Annotated in this window: 16 protein-coding genes; 13 read left to right on the forward strand and 3 right to left on the reverse strand. The window is 36.2% G+C overall.

All coding sequences use genetic code 11. The features are described from left to right. Positions 1–42: 42 nt before the first annotated feature. Positions 43–588 (forward strand): DUF3916 domain-containing protein, encoded by a 546-nt coding sequence (locus CEQ21_RS03540; RefSeq protein WP_185763273.1) that lies wholly within the window; start codon positions 43–45, stop codon positions 586–588. A gap of 390 nt (positions 589–978) precedes the next feature. On the opposite strand, the gene CEQ21_RS03545 is transcribed toward CEQ21_RS03540, so the two are convergent. Next, a complete protein-coding gene (locus CEQ21_RS03545) occupies positions 979–2163 on the reverse strand; it encodes a DUF4317 domain-containing protein (RefSeq protein WP_185763274.1) in 1185 nt (394 codons plus the stop codon). A gap of 283 nt (positions 2164–2446) precedes the next feature. Here CEQ21_RS03545 and CEQ21_RS03550 point away from each other — a divergent pair, with 283 nt between their 5' ends. The 11 genes from CEQ21_RS03550 to CEQ21_RS03600 all read left to right on the forward strand — a co-directional run bounded on the left by CEQ21_RS03550 (position 2447) and on the right by CEQ21_RS03600 (position 13704). Continuing rightward, positions 2447–4507 carry a 5'-nucleotidase C-terminal domain-containing protein gene (locus tag CEQ21_RS03550; protein ID WP_185763275.1) on the forward strand — a complete coding sequence of 687 codons (2061 nt, stop codon included), beginning with the start codon at positions 2447–2449 and terminating at the stop codon, positions 4505–4507. Positions 4508–4638: 131 nt separating this feature from the next. Continuing rightward, positions 4639–5448: a TrmB family transcriptional regulator gene (locus CEQ21_RS03555; protein WP_185763276.1), complete on the forward strand. Its 810-nt coding sequence runs from the start codon at positions 4639–4641 to the stop codon at positions 5446–5448. Between the two features lie 43 nt (positions 5449–5491). Then, a complete protein-coding gene (locus CEQ21_RS03560) occupies positions 5492–6205 on the forward strand; it encodes an alanyl-tRNA editing protein (RefSeq protein ID WP_185763277.1) in 714 nt (237 codons plus the stop codon). A gap of 273 nt (positions 6206–6478) precedes the next feature. Continuing rightward, the gene (locus CEQ21_RS27230) at positions 6479–7321 is read left to right on the forward strand and encodes a methyl-accepting chemotaxis protein (RefSeq protein WP_328593452.1); all 843 of its coding nucleotides are present in this window, start codon (positions 6479–6481) and stop codon (positions 7319–7321) included. 1011 nt (positions 7322–8332) lie between these two features. Next, positions 8333–8530, forward strand: a complete 198-nt coding sequence (locus CEQ21_RS03570) for a hypothetical protein (protein WP_185763279.1) — start codon at positions 8333–8335, stop codon at positions 8528–8530. Positions 8531–8557: 27 nt separating this feature from the next. Beyond that, entirely contained in the window at positions 8558–8764 is a 207-nt protein-coding gene (locus CEQ21_RS03575) for a hypothetical protein (RefSeq protein WP_185763280.1), read from the forward strand. Positions 8765–9106: 342 nt separating this feature from the next. Further along, positions 9107–9856: an SDR family oxidoreductase gene (locus CEQ21_RS03580; protein ID WP_185763281.1), complete on the forward strand. Its 750-nt coding sequence runs from the start codon at positions 9107–9109 to the stop codon at positions 9854–9856. A 184-nt stretch (positions 9857–10040) separates the two neighbouring features. Beyond that, positions 10041–11228, forward strand: coding sequence for a Ger(x)C family spore germination protein (locus CEQ21_RS03585; protein WP_185763282.1), 1188 nt, complete (start codon positions 10041–10043; stop codon positions 11226–11228). Between the two features lie 262 nt (positions 11229–11490). Further along, entirely contained in the window at positions 11491–12708 is a 1218-nt protein-coding gene (locus CEQ21_RS03590; RefSeq protein ID WP_185763283.1) for an MFS transporter, read from the forward strand. A 23-nt stretch (positions 12709–12731) separates the two neighbouring features. Continuing rightward, positions 12732–13292: a sugar O-acetyltransferase gene (locus tag CEQ21_RS03595; RefSeq protein WP_185763284.1), complete on the forward strand. Its 561-nt coding sequence runs from the start codon at positions 12732–12734 to the stop codon at positions 13290–13292. Between the two features lie 31 nt (positions 13293–13323). Then, positions 13324–13704, forward strand: coding sequence for a VOC family protein (locus tag CEQ21_RS03600; RefSeq protein ID WP_185763285.1), 381 nt, complete (start codon positions 13324–13326; stop codon positions 13702–13704). 62 nt (positions 13705–13766) lie between these two features. Here CEQ21_RS03600 and CEQ21_RS03605 read toward each other — a convergent pair whose 3' ends face one another. Then, on the reverse strand, positions 13767–14810 hold the full coding sequence (locus CEQ21_RS03605; protein ID WP_185763286.1) for a 2,3-butanediol dehydrogenase: 1044 nt from the start codon (positions 14808–14810) through the stop codon (positions 13767–13769). A gap of 122 nt (positions 14811–14932) precedes the next feature. Here CEQ21_RS03605 and CEQ21_RS03610 point away from each other — a divergent pair, with 122 nt between their 5' ends. Beyond that, complete coding sequence (locus tag CEQ21_RS03610) at positions 14933–15889, forward strand: LysR family transcriptional regulator (RefSeq protein ID WP_185763287.1); 957 nt, start codon at positions 14933–14935, stop codon at positions 15887–15889. A 296-nt stretch (positions 15890–16185) separates the two neighbouring features. Here CEQ21_RS03610 and alsR read toward each other — a convergent pair whose 3' ends face one another. Further along, positions 16186–17073, reverse strand: a complete 888-nt coding sequence (alsR, locus tag CEQ21_RS03615) for an acetoin biosynthesis transcriptional regulator AlsR (protein ID WP_185763288.1) — start codon at positions 17071–17073, stop codon at positions 16186–16188. Between the last annotated feature and the right edge of the window lie 15 nt (positions 17074–17088).

Here is a 17088-nt window from a genome sequence, read left to right on the forward strand (position 1 = left end):
AGCAATAGTCTACAACATTGAACGAAATGAGGATGAATTTACATGCATAGATGGAAATTTGATTGTGGTAACAAGAAAAAACTGCGCGGCTTAGGAAGACGCTGCCGTAATTTCACTAAATATCTTAATGAAGATACACAAGAAATACCAAATCCTGAAAAGGATTCTTATAGGAACTACTGGCATTCCCATTTGTCTCTTAGTAAAACATATATAGACTCACATAACACCCCTAATTCGGTACGCAGGTTCTGTATGCAAGCAACGATAGACCGTGTTGCGTATTTAGTTAGTTTGAAGACAGAAAAGGAGAAAGATTACCGGATCTTAACATCCATTTGTTTGCCAGAATATTTTGATTCCACCATGATTGTTTTTTATGATGACGAAACATTTAATAAATTTTTTATTAGAGAATCTGATTATCTTCGTTGGATTCCCTTACCACCAGATCGAGACATTGCTAAAGAATGGCTATTACATATACCGGAAGGCTTGGAGTTGAAAGGATATAAAGAAATAATAGAGGAAGAGGAAGATGATGACTTCCGTGAAGGGGAAATATGGTTTGTAGGTGAAATTGGCTAAAGGCGAAGACAATCCTTTTGGAAATTAACAGAACGAGGCTGGGACAAAACAAAAGCTAACCTTTCTAAACACGAATAATAAAATTACATCAATATTTAAAATGAAGCTTGTGACTAAATAGAATATGGAGTTAAAATTAGTTCGTTTTGCGCTGCACCCAATCGCTTTCCGCGGGCAAAGCTTGAGCCTCCTCGTCTTCGCCTGCTGGGTCTCAGCCTTTCCTCTATTTCCCGCAGGAGTCGAGTGGCCTCCGCTCCATTCCACTAAGATTTCTAATTATTGTAGTATTAAAACTAAAAAACAAAAACCGAACTATCTAATTAATATTCGAATAGATAGTTCATTTTTATACTGATTTAAATACATATGTCCCACTTCTTTTTTTATTCCCTATTCATCCTTATCATTGCCAAAAAGTGCTTCTGGAATCATCGTAAATCCTTCAATAACGGTATCTTCCTCGACTTCAATCATAAGGTAGCGTTTGCCGCTGAACTCTACTTGTTTTACGTATCGTAAGTCTGGCGGACTTATGGCGATATTGGCAATTTTCGTACTGATTTTAATAGATTTAGATGTGAATTTTGGTAGAATATTGCTTGCTTTAAGCTCATATTTGTCATCATCTATAATCTTTTTAAAGGCAAATTCGACCTTTTCTGGACTGATATCTTCAACACCACTCATTTTTAAGACTTTTTCTACGTCTTTTGAATCTAACTTAGGCGGTTCTTCTTCTTCGTTTTCAGTTATCATGCGGTTAATTTCTTCATACACGTTTGAAAGGGTGCCGGTATTTAATTGATCCCCTGTAACATCCTTAATAATTTCCTCGAATACTATCTTGTCATCCTGTGCTGTCATGATTTCTTCGCCGTTTAACACATCCTCAATGAAGGCATAATCTGGCTCGTGAACCTTGCCGGATGCGTAAAGAATATGGTTAACATCTGCTGCATTGTCTGTGAAGCAAGGGAATAGAAACCCTCCCATTGGTGCTTGCAGATTTATGATTGGATCTAACACAATATTGTATTTGAACTCTCTGTCCACATAGTCAAACAATAGTTCTTTTTTTGGATCCTGGGTATTGTTAATGCTGCTCAGAATAAAGGAGTGGGAGAAAACAGTATCGCGTTCATGTTCGTCTGAATCTCCACTACTCCGCTTCATCGGTTTAATATATTCGCCACGGATAAAGGTGACAACAATATCTTTTTCGTATTGTCTAATAGCGAGCATTTTTTCCACTATCTTAAGCATTTGCTCTTTCCAGACTTCCACCTCAGTGCTGAGCAAGCCTTGATGGAGGATAAGCTGACTGCTGTTCTCTGCATCTCTTTTAAACTTTAGTTCAAAAAGCTTCTCATCCATTTGACCTGCCAGCATTTTTTTAAAGCTGCTCAAAAACAGCTCTTGCTGATCTTGATCTAGCATTGCGAATGGTGTGCTTTGCGAATGAAAAATTTCGCTTGATTCCTTCATAATATACACATTAAAAATATCAGAGATTTTCAATTTATCATTGTTAATCTTAAATTGCTTGCGGATGTTTCCTACGTCCTTCTTGTTCATGATTCTCTACACTCCTAAGCTTTCGCGATTGAGGTTACTGGAAACCTATTATTTTAGTCATTTATTTATATTACCATATTTAATTAATAGAATATAAGGGAGGAAAAAGGTCGTATCATATAGAATATTTTAAAAGAAATTGTAGATTTACGTAGTTTTACATATTCTTAACAATAGGTTAATACATTAAATCTACAATGGAGAAGTAATGTTGACAAAATATGCGATTATTCGTTTCTTTTCGATTCAAGTCAACAACAAACATAAAGGAGGAAATGATAGAATGAGAGGAAGGAAACAAGCGGCTTTTTTAGCAAGTATTTTTTCAACATTAGCATTATCGGTATCTATTATACTACCAACTAGTACAAAGGCAGAATCTGCGGATAATTATTCCTTAACGATTATGCATATGAACGATACCCACGCACATGCTGACCTTTTGCCAAATATGGTAACAGCGATTAAAGAGGTTCGTGCTGAAGATCCAAATGCACTATTATTTAATGCAGGAGATGTTTTTTCAGGAACTCTATATTTCAATCAGTTCAAAGGGCAAGCAGATTTAGCTCTCTTAAATATGATGAATATTGATGCAATGGTATTTGGAAATCATGAGTTTGACTTAGGTTCAGGAGAAAATGGCCAAAAGTCTCTATCTGAATTTGCAGCTAAGGCGAACTTTCCATTCTTAAGTGCAAACGTAGATTTCTCTAGTGATGCATACATGGCTAGTAAACAAAATAATACATACACAGAAGCTCCAGAAGATGGAATTGTCTATGATGGTATGGTTAAAGAGGTAAATGGTGAAAAAGTTGGTATCTTTGGTTTAACAACAGAGGATACAGCAAATATTTCTAGTCCTGTTAATGTGAAATTCCAAAACTATATCGAAAAAGCAAATGAAGCTGTTGCCGCATTTGAAGATATGGGCATTAATAAAATTATTGCTGTCACACATATCGGTTACGACAGTAACCCTGAAACGGGAAACGATTTACTGTTAGCTAAATATGTTGATGGTATTGACGTTATTGTTGGCGGACATTCTCATACACAATTAACTGCGCCTGTCGTTGTAGACCAAGATGAAACTGGTGCTGCAAAAGATAAAACAGTCATTGTCCAAGCATATCAGTATTCTCAAAATTTAGGAGAATTGAAAGTTGACTTTGATGAAAATGGTGTTGTCGTTGGTCAAACTGGCCAATTAATCGATGTTGCTTCTAAAGCGGCAGACTCTGAAGCTGCTGCAGTATTAGCACCATACAAATCTGAGATTGATAGCTTAACAAATCAAGAAACTGGGGCAACTGCAAAAAAAGCATTAACAAACCCACGTTTAACAGATAGTGCTGTTAGTGTCCGTTCTAACGAAACAGAATTAGGAAACCTTGTAACAGATGCAATGCTTGCAAAAACAAAGGAAAGAAATGAGAATGTTGTTATTGCGATGCAAAACGGCGGTGGAATCCGTGCTGCAATCGATGAAGGTCCAATTACAACTGGCGAAGTAATCGCAGTATTGCCGTTTGGTAATGACCCAGCAGTAGTCCAACTATCTGGTGATGAAATTAAACAAATTCTAGAATATAGTGTTCGTTTAGCACCAGCAGAAAGCGGCGGATTCTTGCATGTTGCTGGTATGAAATTCACGTACGACAGCACAAAAGAAGCTGGTTCTCGTGTATTGACAATGCAAGTAAAAGTAAATGATCAATATGAGGATATTAAAGCAGATCAAACTTACTTAGTAACAACAAACAACTTTACCGCAAAAGGTGGAGACGGTTACGAAGTATTTGCGAAAGCATATCAAGAAGGCCGTGTTCAAGATATCGGGGCAATTGACTGGGAGCAGCTTCGTGACTATATGGTCCAAAACTTAAATGGTGAAGTGAATCCTCAAATTGAAGGACGCATCATTGATACACTTGGCAAGGAACAAGAACCAGAAACACCTGGACAAGAGCCAGAAACGCCTGGAGAAGAGCCAGAAACACCTGGAGAAGAGCCAGAAACACCAGTTACGGATGATGATAATAACCAAGATAATGATAATGGAACAGAAACACCTGTCACTGATGACAACAACAATGACAACACATCAGATGATGATAATGCAGGAGCTGTAGATGACAACAAGGACAACGGATCATCAGATACAGACAAAAATGCTCAAAATCAAGGATCGAACACAGACAAACCGGGTACATCAACTAATGCAGGAAATGCATTACCGAATACAGCGACTAATATGTACACAATGATATTAGTTGGCGGACTGTTACTTGTCTCTGGTATTGTTGTTTTGATTTATCGAAAAGTAAAACACGCTTAATAAAGGAATAGACCTAGGTAGATAGCTTCTACTTAGGTCTATTTTTTTTGTATAAAAGTAAGTATTTCATTGACGAAAAATGTCAGTATCTTTATAGTAGTAATATATATTACTACTAAAAGGGAGAGATTATGGAACAAATAATTGAGCAGTTTGAAAGGCTTGGCTTTTCTAAAAACGAAGCCAAGGTTTATATGGCATTGTTGAGTGAGCCTGCAATCAACGGATATGAAATTAGTAAAAGAAGCGGTGTACCACGTTCAATGGTTTATACAGTTATCGCAAAGCTAATAGCAAAAGAAGCGATCGTTGAATTACGAACAGAACCACCAACCTATACACCAATTTCAGTTAAAGAGCTTATATTAACGCAAAAACGGCAAACAGAGGAAACACTCTTATTTTTGGAAAAGGAATTGCAAGTTATTGAAAAGCCAGTTGAAATAAATGTAATTAAGCATATGGAGGGCAGAGTTAAAATCGTACAGGCAGTCCAGAAGCTTATGAACGAAGCCGATGATGAAATTTGGCTGTCTTTATGGAAAGAAGAAATGGACGACTTACGAAGTACTGCGGAAGAACAAGGGCGAAAAGGCAAAAGATTATATTCCATGCTGTTTACAAATGAAGAGACGGAATCTTTTGGTAAGGCATTTTATCACCGTAGTGAAACAGCCTCAATTGAAAAAAACAGAATGGAGCAAAGGCTAACTATCGTGATTCAAGACAATACAGAGGTACTTATCGCAGGCTTTATAACAGGACAAATTCCGCAAGCAATTCAGACAGCTGAACCGATGCTTGTTCTTTTGGCGAAGGAATATATTCGCCACGATATGATGATGAAAGCAGTGAGTGAGAAAATCGGCGATGCTGCACTTGATTCCATCTGGCAAGGCGATGATCTTTTAAATTATATTGTGAGGAATATAAAGCAGTAAGCTTCTATGTATCATTGTGAATTTACTAATGGAGATGAATGAAATGACAAGTGAGTTATATAAGGACAATGCCTATATAAAGGAATGTGAGACAAATATAAGTTCAGTTAAGGGCAATACTGTAGTTTTCGAACAGACAATATTTTATCCTGGCGGCGGTGGTCAGCCTTGTGATAAAGGAATAATTAAGCAAGGCAATGAAACATATGAAGTAATTAATATGAAAAAAACGGAAGGTGAAGTAATCCATGAGCTAGATCGTCCAATACAGAACCTACAGGAACCAGTTGTGATGGAGATCGATTGGGAATGGCGGATGAAAAACATGCGTTACCATACGTTACTACATGTTATCGCAGGATATTTATATGAAAATTACAAGGGCATGGCTACAAGCAGTCAAATTGAAACAGATTATGGGAGATTAGAAATAGCATTTTCGCCAGAAATAATAGAGGAAATTCAGTTGGACGAATTAGAGCAGGCAATCCAAAACGTTTTGGCGCAACCCCATAATGTTGAGACAAAGACAGTAAGCAGACAGGAGGCAGAACGTAAGGAAGGGGCAATAAAAACAATCATAAATTTACTCCCTGCTTCTCTTGATGAAGTTCGAATTGTGACAATCGAGGATATTGACGAGCAAGCATGTGGTGGAACACATGTCAATAACACAAGGGAAATTGGCAACTTTTCCATTGCTAAAATCCAAAAAAAAGGTGCACTGAAAAGAAGGATAAGAGTGGAGCTAAATTAATTTAAGGTTAGGGCAGGCACATAAGAATATAACTCTGAATCAAACCCGAACTATTATCGAATTCCAAATAATAGTTTGGGTTTTTGTTTTTTCAGTTTCATTACAAACAAAAATTTTTATATGTAACAATATATTAGTACAATATATTTGAAAATAAATTAGGAAGATAGTACTATATTTGTTGAAGAGTTAAGATTATTCACCTGTTTTTTTATGTATTTTTGCTCAAAATCGTTAGAATTTTTTAAAAAAATTAATTATGAAAGATGGAAAATGAACGATATGAAAACGATGAATGTTTTGACACACCCAACATTACAGAAATATGTAGATATATTGCCTTTATTTAAACTAATGCTACCTGATATTTCTATCGGTATAGTAAATACAGAAGAATGGTTAGTTTATTATGCAGGCAGCAAAATCGATATTGGTGTGATGGCAGGAATGAAAATAAATCCAAATGAGCCTTTAGCTAGTGCTATAAAAGAAAATAAGTTTATAGAAGAAGAAATTCCGACAAATTTCTTCGGCATTCCATTTACTGGTTTGGCAGCGCCAATTATGGAGAGTGGTCAAGTAATAGGTGCACTGGCCATTCAAGTACAAAAACAAAATGAAAAAGAACTTCGAAATATATCCGAGCAAATTGTACAGTCACTTGAACAAGCCAATAACCGGGTATCAATTGTGTCAGAAGGCGCAGAAGGATTAACGGAAATTAGCAATCTTTTATTAACAAAATCTGAACGAGCAAAAGAAGAACTAGACAAGTCGAATGAGATGCTCCAGTTAATAAAACGAGTCGCAGATCAAACAAATTTATTAGGGTTAAATGCAGCGATTGAAGCAGCTAGGGCAGGAGAAAAAGGGGCCGGTTTTTCCGTAGTAGCAAATGAAATAAGAAAGCTCTCACAAGAAACAGCAGTTTCAACAGAAAAAATTCGCCAAACATGGTCTAATATACAAACATCAATGGATGAAATTAATGCATCCATCCAAAAAATTGTGGACGTAGGACAAAAGCAAGAGGTCTCAACAGAGGAAATTTCAAGCTTTATCGCCGAAATCGAAGCGATGAGCAAGCAATTAAATAAATATGCATCGGAATTGTAATATACATATATAGTTAACGGAAATAGAAAAAAAAGCATTTTTCTTTTGAACTGCCCCGTAAATGTTAGATATCAATCTAACATCTACGAGGGTTTTCTTATGACTAAATTAATTGCGGAGGAAAGAATACAAACTATTAATTAATAAAATAGTTCGGTGCTTATGAGACCAAATACATTCCATGGCTTCTTTGTTATGAGTTATTTGAAGCTGATTCTTGAGTATATATTTTAAAGGTTATAGAAACTATTTATTTTAAGTATCATAAAAAATACAATTATAACTAGAAGACTAAGTAAAGTTATTTTCCATTTTTTCTTCAAAGCTTCACCTGCTTTTTATTTTGTTTAACAATTACATCTTGATTTATGTTATTAATTTGGAAGCCACTAAAGCTAAAGATGAAGGATATTCTCTTTATTCAATTATACTTCTAAAATATACCTTATTTTGTAGTGTTTATGATTTAAATAAGAATTTATTTGTTTTATTTGTCAAATCTTTGAAAACATAATTATGAAGCAGTTATTTCAAGATTCGTGTTATAGTTTCATGCATGTTATTACGGAAGTGATAAGAAAGACAGCAATTTAGCTACTAAGAAATATAGTCCGAAAAAAGTAACATTAAACAAAAGATTTTGTACTTTTAGATGAAACTAAAAAGTCAGTCATTCGTACAATAACGATGGAAGTTAATTTACAAAAAAAGGAATGGGTATGTTTATGGAACTTTTACTTAAAGGTTTGTATGGTATTGGTGAAGGGATTGCAATTATTGCCATGTCAGCTTGGAATAAGTTATATCAAGTTGAAAAAAATTAAGCTTTTTTCAAAGGTACTCTCTTTTAAATAAGCTTTACAACGGCTAAAAATCCACGCACTTTATTGAATCGTGGGTTTTTATATTTATGCGAAACTGTTAATTTTTTATAATTTTTAAAACCTGTGTATAATGGTAAATATATAATTTTGTAAATATTGGTTACCATCAAGCTAAGGAGGTATAGCAATGATAAAATATTCTTTCATGGGGAAGTGTACCTTTTTAATTGGATTGCTATTTTTCATATTTGGTATTGCTTATATAACAGGAGTACTAAAATATTCCGAATTAGCACCAAATCCTGACACTGCTATTGCTTACATTGCGCTTGGAATTAGTATGATTTTATCATCAAGCTTTTATAGAATAATAAATACCAAATAAAAAATAGAACTTAATGGAGGAATGTAAATGAACTTCTTAAATTGGTATGATTGGATTCAGCCGACAAATCCTTTCGCTTCTATATTTTTTGGCTTAATCTTTACAGTTATAATTTCTTCGGTCATATGGCTAGATACAAAAACTAAGAAAACGGCTAGTATAGCGTTAGTAGCTGGTGTATGTGTTACGGTTGTCGGTGTTACGATTTTAAATGCAGTTGGTTTTTATGGATAATCTGCTTTTCTAAATGACTGAAAATTCCTAATAATAAATGGATTGTAAGCGTATAAAGCATTATAATATTATTAGAGATGGAAGGAAAGGGGAATTGATATTCTACATGTGGCTAACTTTTTAATGAATAAATGAAACAAATAAATAGCTATATAACTTAAGTGTTCACAGGAGAAGTATGTCTATAATTTGAAAATTTATATCATTAAAAGGATGCGTGGTGTGGAATTGAAAATCTCCTTTAAATAGGCAGATACCACAGAGGTCTGCCTTTTTGTTTTTTTGAAAAAATACATCTCTCATATTCCATATCGGTGTATCCTTCTGAGTGGAGAGAATACGATGCTAAATAGAAAATATGCGATTATAACAGGAGCTAGTACGGAACGAGATATTGGAACAGCAATCTGTCGGAAACTAGCTTCACAAGACATAAATATATTTTTTACATATTGGAATTCTGATGATTTGTGGGCAGAGAATTTCCGCCAAGAAATTATCAAGATGGGATGCCAATGTGAATGCTTAAAGATTGATTTATCTCATCCAGATGCTGCTTTTACAATTTTGGATACAGTTGAATTAAAGCTCGGAACTCCAGCTATTTTAGTAAATAATGCAGCACATTCCACAAGTGATGGCTATCAGAATCTTAATGGGGCAATTCTTGATAATCATTATGCAGTCAATATGAGAACTGTTTTTTTGCTTTGTGTTGAATTTGCCCGCCGCTTTAAAGTGGCTGAATTGGAGGCAGGAAGTATCGTTAATATGACATCAGGACAGGAGCTTGGACCAATGCCTAATGAGTTAGCGTATGCGGCAACTAAAGGAGCGATTTCTGCTTTCACTAAATCATTGTCACAGGAGCTTGCCTATGAAGGAATTACTGTTAACGCCGTCAATCCAGGTCCAACGGATTCAACTTGGATGACAGATGAAATCAGAGGGGTTCTGCTTTCGAAGTTCCCAATGGGACGTATTGGGTTACCTGACGATGTTGCTCGAACTGTTGCTTTCCTTGTAAGTGATGAAGCAAGCTGGATAACCGGTCAAATAATTCATTCAGAAGGCGGATTCATAAGAGGTTAGAGACAGGACTAAATTAAAATAAAGCTGTACTGGTGATTATATTGTAATCACCAGTACAGCTTTTTTATAATACAACCTCACTTCATTTGGAATAACGATAAGAAAGATGACAGTATAGAACCTAAAATATGAAACAAAATAAGAGAAAAGTGCTTACTCTAGTGGTGTAAAAGTAGGGATTCTATTGAGAGTTACAATGATAATAGTATTGATTGTTATAGTCAGTCTGTTAAGTGGTTGTTGGGATCGTAAGGAATTGAGAAATGTTTCTGTTGTGACAGGGATGGCAGTTGATGTAGGCGATCATCAGAAATATAAACTCACGGTGGAAACTACTGCAGCGTCAGAAGTAAATCCGCGAAGTGCTGAAGGCTATGCACCAGCAAATGTACAAGCTTTAGAGGGAAATACAATCGCAGAGCTAACCCATAAGTTTAATATTATCAGTGAACAAAGTTTAATACTATCTCATATGAGAGTGTTAGTTATAAGTGAAGAAGTTGCGGAAAAAGGAATGATGGAGTTTATGGATTTCATGGACAGAAACAGGGAAATCCGCGATGATTTTGATATTGTGATTGCAAGAGATAGTAAAGCTGCCAGTGTTTTAAAAACAAATAATATGTACAAAAAAAGTGCTTCATTAAAAATATTTACACAGCTTGTGTCGATGTATAATGATTGGGGCGGTGTACCGAAACTTAGACTAAATGACTTTATTCGAATATATAAATCAGACGGACAAACTCCAGTACTAGTTGCATTGAAGGTGAAAGGTGACCCCAAAAAAGGCGGAAATATTGAAAATATGAAAACTGTCACACCTGAAAATAAAGTGGATGTCGATTCTTTAGCCATTATAAAAGGTGGTAAATTAGTTGGCTATATAAGTATTTATGATGTCAGAAACATGCTATTTGTGCAGAATAATTTGAAAAGCACTATTATCACTGCCAAATGTGGCAATGGTGCTAAAAGCATGGGCTACCGCGTAACAGCATCGAAAACTAATGTAATCGCAACAGAAGAGGACGGTGTACCTTCTTTTACGATAAACGTTAAGACAGAAGGAAACTTACAAAATAATGAATGCTTAACAAATATGTCTAAAATATATGCTTTTAAAGGATATGAAGACATTATTAATAAGAAAATGGAAAGAGCCATTTTAGATACAGTGAATAGGACTAGAGAACAATATAATGCCGATATTTTTGGCTTAGGCGAAAGATTGAAAGATCAGGATTATAAACAGTTTAAAAAATATCGAGACAATTGGGATGAAGGATTTTCTAAGGCAAAAATAAATATACGATTTAACACAGAAATAAAACAAGCTGGATTAAGAAAGGAACGTGCTTTTATAAAGTAGTAATTCTTATATGATAATTTCCGGCTGCTGCTTGCAGCCTTTTCTATGTGTTGAAATTTAGTTAGTAACTTAAAAGGAGTAACATAAAAGCTGCTTTTTATAAACGTAATTGAATTGGATAATTTTATATGTTATATTGGATGTGTCTCTTATTAAAGAAGTTTAATAAGTTATTAAATACTTATTTAATACATTTAATAAGTGTGTACATGGAAAATAGAAATGGTTAGTAAGCACAATTAAATGATGGTGAGGTTAAAAAATGGCAACACTTCTTTTGGTCATTATTTATTTAGCTTTTATCAGTTTAGGTCTGCCTGATTCCTTATTAGGAGCAGCTTGGCCTGCTATGCAATCTGATCTTGGAGTTCCGCTTGAAACTGCTGGATTCCTGTTTATGATGATTGCAGGAGGCACCATTATATCTAGTTTAGTAAGCGGTAAGGTTCTTAAACGATTTGGGACTAGTAAAGTAACATTTGTGAGCGTCTTCATGACGGCTGGGGCTTTATTAGGTTTTCAATTTGCTCCATCCATTGCTTGGTTAGTACTATGCGCTATTCCACTTGGATTAGGGGCTGGTGCTGTTGATACTGGTTTAAATGATTATGTTGCAACGAATTATAAAGCGCATCATATGAGTTGGCTGCACTGCTTCTGGGGAGTGGGAGCAACGCTTGGTCCAGTCATTATGGCACAGTTTATTTCGGAGGGGACTTCATGGAGAAATGGATACCTCACCATTTCTGGCATTCAATTTGCTTTAGTGCTTATCCTCCTTATCACACTGCCTTTATGGAAGAGAGTAACACATAATAACAATGCGCCTACACATGAAATACTCGAAACAAATGCTGCTAGGCATGAGGAAAATAACGAGTTAAAACCATTGCAAGTGAAAGGGGTTAAGCTTGCGCTTGCAACCTTCTTGTTTTATTGTGGGGTCGAAGCAACGATGGGTCTGTGGGGAAGCAGTTTTTTGGTTAATGTGAAAGGGTTGAGTGCGGCAGCAGCTGCCCAGTGGGTGTCCTTATATTATGCCGGTATAACTGTTGGCAGGTTTATCACTGGTTTTATTACCTTTAAAATGACAAATCGTGCTCTTATTCGATCTGGACAATTAATAGCAGCAGCTGGTGCTATCATTCTATTTTTGCCTTTGCCGTCCATTTTCTCGCTCGTAGGATTTATCATTATTGGATTAGGATTGGCACCGATATTTCCGTGTATGCTTCACGAAACACCAATACATTTCGGAAAAAAACATTCTCAGTCCATTATGGGCTATCAAATGGCGGTAGCTTACACAGGTACTACTTTTTTACCACCATTGCTAGGGTTAATATCGTCTTATTTTACGATAGGAATTTTTCCTGTATGTATTTTAATTTTTGCCGCAGCAATGCTGTTAAGTACAGAAAATTTAAATCGCTTACTTTATAAAAAGATTATCGGAAAAGATACTAGTTTAAAAGCTTAATAATTAAGAAGGCAGGTTTTATTATGAAAACGGAAAAAGAAAAAATGTTAGCTGGAGAAATGTATAATCCAGCAGACCCTTTGTTGTCAGAAGAACGTAATAAATCAAGACAATTGGTTAGACTTTATAACCAAACAATAGAGACAGAAGGTGAAAAGCGAACTAAGATACTGAAGGAGTTGCTTGGTTCTACTGGAGAAAACATTTATATGGAACCGAATATACGCTTTGATTATGGAGGTAACATACATGTCGGAGAAAACTTCTATGCAAACTTCGACTGCACTATATTAGATGTTTGTGAAGTAAGAATTGGAGATAACTGTATGCTTGCACCTGGTGTGCAAATCTATTCAGCGACACACCCATTACATCCAACAGAAAGAAATTCCGGCCGAGAATACGGGAAACCAATTACAATCGGAAACAATGTTTGGATTGGGGGAAGTGCAATCATAAATCCAGGCGTTACAATAGGTAATAATGCCGTGATTGCTTCAGGCTCTGTAGTCGTGAAGAATGTACCAGATAATGTAGTGGTTGGTGGAAACCCAGCAAGAATTATAAAGCATATCGAAGAATAACAAATATTATTCCTAGGATGAGGTGGAAAACTTGAAGATCGAACATGTGGCTATTTGGGTCAATGATTTAGAAATAATGAAAGAGTTTTACGAAACGTATTTTAACGGCAAGGCAAACAGTAAGTACCATAATCAAGCGAAGGGCTTTGAATCTTATTTTCTAACATTTGAATCAGGTGCAAGATTAGAAATCATGCGAAAGTCAGGCATTAATCAAACAGCAGCAAGTGAAATGATTGGCTGGGCACATATCGCTATCTCTTTAGGAAGCAAGGAAGCTGTTAACGAAATGACCGAGCGATTAATGAATGATGGTTACCGTCATAATAATGGTCCGCGCCTAACAGGTGATGGCTACTATGAAAGTGTAATGGAAGATCCAGAAGGCAATTTAATTGAGCTGACTGTATAAAAGGAATATTATGTTGGACAAAGCCACTGATTGAATCAGTGGCTTCTGTTTTTCTGGTTAACTTATTGTTCAGATTTAACAAGTATTTTCACTTGGTTCTTTTCTTTGATTAAGCTTTCAAAGCCTTCTTCAATAACATCGTCTAAGGCGATTTTTTTCGTTACTAGTTTTTCTGCTGAGAAATAGCCTTTTTGCATAAGTGACAACACAGCCGGGAAGACATTACGGTAGCCGATTATACCTTTGACAGTGCGTTCTTTAATAACAATGTCATTTGGCAAGATTTCCGCGCCTTTTTCCCATATACTAACGATGATGGTTTCGCCGCCAATTCCAGTAGATTGGATTGCTTGACGCAAGACAACTGGCACACCTGTGACTTCAAATGAAACATCTACTCCACCGTCTGTTAATCTTGCAATCTCTGCAACTGTATCTACAACCTCTGCAGGATTAATGATGATTGCTCCTAATTCTGCTGCTTTCGCTTGGCGTTCAGGAGATAGCTCAACAGCATATATATCTGTAGCACCTGCAGCTTTAAGTGCTTCGATTACTAGCAAGCCGATTGGACCACAGCCAAATACAGCAACTTTGTCACCAGCTTTAACTCTGCTTGAACGTACAGCATATAAAGCAACTGCCGCTGGTTCAACTAATGCACCTTGCTCATAGGATAAATCATCTGGAAGCTTAAATAAGAGCTCCTCATCAACAGCAACATATTCACTAAGACCACCGCCACCGCCGGCAAGTCCTAAGAATCCCATATTTTCATCTAAATTGTATGCACCTTGATGTCCGTGCGTAGCAAAAATCGGTTCCACTACAACACGATCGCCAACTTTATAATTATTAACTCCTTCGCCAACCTCAACAACTTCACCTGAAAACTCATGTCCAAGTGTTACTGGCGCAACTTCGTTCGTAAGTGGATGCGGCTGATCAACTGGTATGAAAATCGGTCCGCCTAAGTATTCATGTAAATCACTGCCACAAATACCGCACCATTTCACTTTCATTTTTACTTGACCTGGATTTAATTTCGGTTCGTCGATTTCCTCCAAGCGAATATCTTTTTGATTATGCCATCTTAACGCTTTCATGCAAAAACAACCCCTTATGTAGTTTATTTACATTTATTAGTATACAGCTAACATCACTTATGATAAATTTAGTTAATATTAACTAAGGTTAAGAAATGCTTAACTAAAAACAAGAGGTTTATATGAATATTGAACAATTAAAATATATGGTTGAAATTGCTCGTACAGGCTCCTTAAAGGAAGCAGCAGAAAATTTACATATAACATTGCCTGCATTGAGTCAATCGATTAAAAATCTTGAAAAAGAATTAAATATTAGTATTTTCCACAGATCAAGACGAGGTTCCGTCCCGACAGAAGAAGGTCATAAGCTAGTAGAAAAGGCAAATGCTGTTTTGCAGAAACTGCAGGAGTTTATGGAGGAAGCAGAAGCCTATACAAATACGATGAATGGTGAAATGAAGATAGCGACATATCCAGGACCAATGGAAATCCTTGTTGATCTTATTTCAGATATTAAAAGAGAATATCCTAATATTAAAGCATCTATTTATGAAAACAGTACAGAGCATATAATTGAGAAAGTACTTGAAGGGGAGGTGGATGTTGGCTTTATAACGTATACAGAAAAGGAAGAAAAGAAATATCGGAATCTCGTTTTCAAAAAGCTGCTCGATGGCCATATGGTTGTTGCGGTCAACAAAACCTCGCCATTAGCACAAAATAAACTTATAACAGCAGAGATGTTAATAGATCAGCCAATCGTACTATATAACGATGTATATATTAACGAATTCATGAAAGGCTTCAGTTCACTGCCATTTGATATTTTATTTACAACAAATAACGTCGATACTATAAGGCATACGTTGGAAAATAATACAGCGATAAATATAGGTTTTGATTATGCTTTTAAAACAGATGCAGGCTTGTCAAGAAGTGATAAGTATGTAGTCATTAACTTTGCTTCTCCCCATTATAAAACCTATTCCTTCGGATATTTTTATAATGCAAATAACGGACTGTCGAGAATATTGAGAGAGTTTTTAAAGCGGATACATTTAACGATAATTGATAATGAAGAAGAGGCTGAGACTGCAAAAGGACAAAAATTAAGCTATCGAAATTCTAAACTTTGAAATGATGAATCTTAGGATTATATAGAGAGATAGGTTTTAAGATTAGTCCGTTTCATTGCGCGCAAATCCCTCGCTTTCCGCAGGCGAAGATGAGCCTCCCCGTTTTCGCCTGCGGGGTCTCATCCTTTCCTCTATTTCCCGCAGGAGTCGAGTGGCCTACGCTCATTCCACTAAGCAGTTTAAATATTGTATTCCAATCGAAATATAAAGGCACAAACTGAACTATTATTCAGAAATACATAAGTCTTAGTTACTTATTGTCCTAAGCTCTTTTAGCTTTATGGAATTAATCCCCTTTAAAATAAGTCTGTGCGCTCTAACACATGATGGACTAAATGAAACAGTGCTGGATTATGATTTTCTCTTTTGTAGGAAAGAATCCATTCTGCTGTTAATTGTTCTTGTGCGAATTTTTTGTACAGTACATCTAAATTAAACAGGCGTTTAGCTGAATCAGGTACAATGGCAATCCCGATGCCAGCGGTGACTAGTCCAATTACCATTTGGTATTCAGATGATTCTTGTACTATATTCGGCTGGAAGCCATTTTTATTGCATATTTGGATAAAGTCCTCGTACAGAGAGGGCCATGCTTCCTTTGACAATGAAATGATTGGCTCATGTTTAATGTCAGTCATGGAAATGGCAGGTTTCTCTGATAAGTGATGATTTTTGGGGATGGCAAAAACACATTCACTAGTTTTAAGGCTTCTGCTGATTAATTCACAGCTAGTAACTGGGGGATGTGAAAAACCAACATCAATATCGCCATTTAATAACGCGGTTAGCTGATTTGGGGCAGATAATTGTCGTAATTCAATGTCAATCGATGGAAAAATAGCTCTAAATTCCTTTATGGCTGGCGGCAAAATCTCGTATGTCGCCGTACCGACAAACCCGACTACAATCTTTCCAAGCTCACCTCTTGCGGTATGGCGTGCTGTATCAACGGCTCTGTCTAATTGATTCAACACAGAAGTTATTTGTCCTAAAAAAACGTTGCCGGCAGTTGTTAATTCCACAGCACGACTCGAGCGATGAAAGAGGGGAAAGCCAAGTTCCTCCTCCAATTGCTTTATTTGCTGGCTGAGCGGAGGCTGTGTCATATTAAGTTTCGCAGCTGCCCTTCCGAAATGAAGCTCCTCTGCCACTGTTTTAAAATACTGCAAGTGTCTAAGCTCCATTATTATGACCACCTT

The sequence above is a fragment of the Niallia circulans genome, assembly GCF_007273535.1.
GTDB lineage: Bacteria > Bacillota > Bacilli > Bacillales > Cytobacillaceae > Niallia > Niallia circulans_B.